4 protein-coding genes are annotated in these 3,366 nt (G+C 66.9%); 3 read left to right on the forward strand and 1 reads right to left on the reverse strand.

The features are described from left to right. Positions 1 to 139: 139 nt before the first annotated feature. Positions 140 to 784 carry a TetR/AcrR family transcriptional regulator gene (locus tag V9U69_RS19195; RefSeq protein WP_337063508.1) on the reverse strand — a complete coding sequence of 215 codons (645 nt, stop codon included), beginning with the start codon at positions 782 to 784 and terminating at the stop codon, positions 140 to 142. A gap of 146 nt (positions 785 to 930) precedes the next feature. Between V9U69_RS19195 and V9U69_RS19200 the strand changes: the two genes are divergently transcribed. The 3 genes from V9U69_RS19200 to V9U69_RS19210 are packed head-to-tail and all read left to right on the forward strand — an operon-like array spanning position 931 to position 3,194. Continuing rightward, the gene (locus V9U69_RS19200) at positions 931 to 1,254 is read left to right on the forward strand and encodes a putative quinol monooxygenase (RefSeq protein WP_442907841.1); all 324 of its coding nucleotides are present in this window, start codon (positions 931 to 933) and stop codon (positions 1,252 to 1,254) included. Positions 1,255 to 1,293: 39 nt separating this feature from the next. Then, on the forward strand, positions 1,294 to 1,986 hold the full coding sequence (locus tag V9U69_RS19205; RefSeq protein ID WP_337063512.1) for an SDR family NAD(P)-dependent oxidoreductase: 693 nt from the start codon (positions 1,294 to 1,296) through the stop codon (positions 1,984 to 1,986). After that, positions 1,980 to 3,194, forward strand: a complete 1,215-nt coding sequence (locus V9U69_RS19210; RefSeq protein WP_337063513.1) for a low temperature requirement protein A — start codon at positions 1,980 to 1,982, stop codon at positions 3,192 to 3,194. The genes V9U69_RS19205 and V9U69_RS19210 overlap by 7 nt, the downstream gene beginning before the upstream one ends. Positions 3,195 to 3,366 lie beyond the last annotated feature (172 nt).

Genomic DNA, 3,366 nt, shown 5'->3' on the forward strand with positions numbered 1-3,366 from the left:
TGGGTACAGCGGAAAGGCTTGGTCGCCTCCATCGTCCCCGACCAGATCCTGTGTGCCCCGAATCCTTCGCTCGCCACTGCGAACGATCGGGCCCGGCAGGCTGTGTTGGATGACGTCCGCGATGGGGTTCATCTCCAGCTCACGCGACTGCCGGCCCGCCCTCTTCGGCGATGACGGGCCACAACGTGGCGACGACGCGCTCGGCGAAGTCGGCTGGCACTTCGCGACCGTACCGATTGAAGTCGGCGAAGTAGCTGCCGAAGCACAGACTCACGATCATGTCCACGTCCACGTCCTCGTGCACGGCGCCCCTTCGTTGGAGCTCGATGAGCACCTCGGAGAGTTCCTGGCACCGTGGCTGGTTGCCCTGCTCCCTCATCTGCGCGTGCAGGCCCGGCTCGCGCTCCGCTTCGGCCATGAAGTTGCCGTGCAGGGTCATCGCGCGAGGGTTGTGGAAGCGTGGATCTATCCGACGTACCGCCTCGACCACTGCTTCTCGTGGGGTGAGGTCATCGAGGTCCAGGCGCGGGTACGCCTCGCGTTGCTTGCGCAACCCGTGTTGCAGGGCTTCGACGACCAGCTCGTACTTGTTCGACCATCGCCGGTACAGCGTCGGACGTGTCACGCCGGCATCGGCGACGATGTCGCCGATCGTCATCGACGAGTAGCCCTTCGTCGCGAGCAGCATGCGCGTCGATTCGATGATCGCCTCCTCGATGGCCGGGTCGCGTGGGCGGCCACCGGTGCTCGTCGGCGTCTCTGCTCTGCTGCTCTTGCCGGACATCCCGGTCCTCTCGTGGTCTCGTCCCGTTCCGTTACAGGCCTTGACTGTAACGCGGGCGCGTCGCTACTGTCCCCGCATCGGCTTTCGTTACAGGTAGTAACTGTAACGGAAGTCGATGACATCCCCTCCGACCGAAGGAACCTCCCGTGACAGCGACCCCCGATGGGTACGTGACCGTCCTCTGGGACGCGAAGGCCAAGCCCGGCCGGGAAAGCGACCTCAAGGCGTTCATCGCGGCCGCCGTCACGCCGTCCCGTGACGACGCCGGCAACATCGACTACGAGGCCCACGAGGTGGAAGGCCAGCCCGGCGCGTTCGTGGTCTACGAGCGCTGGGAGAGCCGTGCTCTCCTGGACGCCCACCTCGGTGCACCGCGAATGGCGGCGCTCGTGCCGGAGATGCTCGAGCTGATCGACGGGTCCATCGAGGACGGCATCCGCTTGCTGCGTCCCTTCCGGCCCACGGCCTGAACCGAAGAGCCACGAGAACCTGGAAAGGCGAGAAGACGAATGACGACAACTCTCATCACCGGCGGGAACCGCGGACTCGGCTACGAGGTCGCCCGTCGTCTGATCGGTGCAGGCCAGGCCGTCTGGATCGGTGCCCGTGACGCGGCCGGCGGACAGGAAGCGGCCGACCGCCTCGGCGCCCGTTTCGTGCCGTTGGACGTGACGGACGACGGGTCCGTCGAGGCCGCCGTTGCCAGGGTACGAGCACAGGTGGGGCACTTGGATGTCCTCATCAACAACGCGGGCATCCTCGGTGAGGTGGCAGCGCCCGAGGACATGACTGCCGATCAGGTGCGCGACGTGTACGAGACCAATGTGTTCGGGCTCGTTCGAGTCACACGTGCCTTCCTCCCGCTGCTCCGGAAGGGGACCGACCCCTCGGTGATCAACGTCACCAGCGGCATGGGGTCGTTCACGCTGACACACGATCCTGCGCGCGTGGAATCGCAGTACACGCTCGCGGCGTACGGCTCCTCCAAGAGCGCAGTCACGATGCTCACCACGCAGTACGCGAAGACGATCCCGGACGTCCGGTTCAACGCGGTCGATCCCGGGCAGACGGCGACGGACTTCACCGGCCACGTCGGGCAGAGCGTCGCAGAAGGGGCCGAGGCGGCGGTGCGCATCGCCACTCTCGGCCCGGCGACACCGACCGGAACCGTGACCGACCGGGTCGGCGTTCTGCCGTGGTGAACGGACGGCTCCGGCGTCGAGGCGATGCTGAGACCCAGCGCGCCGCGACGCTGGAGCTGTTCTACGACCTCGTGTTCGTCTTCGCGATCACTCAGGTCTCGCACCTCCTCCTGGGTCACCTCACCTGGGCGGGAGCCGGCCAGGCAGCGATCGTCCTGCTCGCAGTGTGGTGGTCGTGGAACTACACGACCTGGGCCACGAACGAGCTCGACCCGGAGACCAATCCCGTCCGCCTCCTGCTGATCGCTCTCATGCTCGGAAGCCTGCTGGTGGCGATCGCTGTCCCGCACGCCTTCGGTGACCGGGGCCTCCTCTTCGCTGTCGCCTACCTCGCGATCCAGGTCGGTCGCCACGTCTTCCTCACGTTCGTGGCGGCCGACCGCGGCAGCATCGAGCGGGAGCAGGCCGGACGCATTCTCGTCTGGTTCCTGATGGCCGGCGTGTTCTGGATCGCCGGCGGGCTGGTCGAAGGCAGCTCGAGAGCAGGGCTGTGGTTGCTCGCGCTCACCCTCGACTACACCGCTCCACGAATCCTCTTCCCGCTTCCCGGCCGGCCGCGGCTAGCGGCGGGCTCGTGGCGCCTCGCCACCGGCCACTTCGCCGAGCGATTCGGACTGATCGTGATCGCCGCCATCGGCGAGACGATCATCCTGACCGGGGCGACCACTGCCGGACGTGAACTGGATGCAGGAACCGTGGCAGCCTTCATCGGCGCGTTTGCCGGATCGGCAGCACTCTGGTGGCTGTACTTCACCTCCACCCGGGAACTCAGCGAGCGTTCCCTCGACGGTGAAGCGAGTCGCACCGGTCGGGCGCGGGACATCTACACGTACGGGCACGTGTTGATCGTCGCCGGGATCATCCTGGTGGCCGTGGGTGACGAACTCGTCATCGCGCACCCGCTGGACCCTTTGGGGAGTGCACAGCTGACCGCTGTCGTCGCCGGGCCAGTCCTCTTCCTTCTTGCACAACTCGCTCTGCAACTGCGGGCGACGCGTCGCCTGGGATGCACCCGCTTGGCCGCGATCCTCGCGTGCGTGTCGCTGGGTCTGCTTGGTGGCTCCCTCCCTGCACTGCTGGTCGGGGCAGCGCTTGTCGCGGTGCTCATCGCCGTGGCGCTGCGCGACCAGGTCGGCCGGTGCACGACGCACGAGGTGAGCGGCGACGGAGCAGGATCCAGGACCGAATCTCAGCGGGATCGTGCATGAGGGGGAGCTGCCCGTCGACACCGGAGCCTTGTCGTTCCGCTGTGGGTGGGATGAGGCAATGAGGCTTCGTCAGTAGCGGGGTGAAGCTGCGGATGACCAGGGCAGCGAAACCATCGGGGCGCCGGATCTGCTCGGGGACGATGGAGGCGACCAAGCCTTTCCGCTGTACCCA

The sequence above is a fragment of the Kineococcus sp. G2 genome (genome assembly GCF_037154035.1).
In the GTDB taxonomy this organism is placed as follows: domain Bacteria; phylum Actinomycetota; class Actinomycetes; order Actinomycetales; family Kineococcaceae; genus Kineococcus.

What these genes read in the sequence shown, in the direction of transcription:
- V9U69_RS19195 (WP_337063508.1), bottom strand. Translation starts at nt 784, where the DNA reads ATGTCCGGCAAGAGCAGCAGAGCAGAGACGCCGACGAGCACCGGTGGC.
- V9U69_RS19205 (WP_337063512.1), top strand. Translation starts at nt 1,294, where the DNA reads ATGACGACAACTCTCATCACCGGCGGGAACCGCGGACTCGGCTACGAG.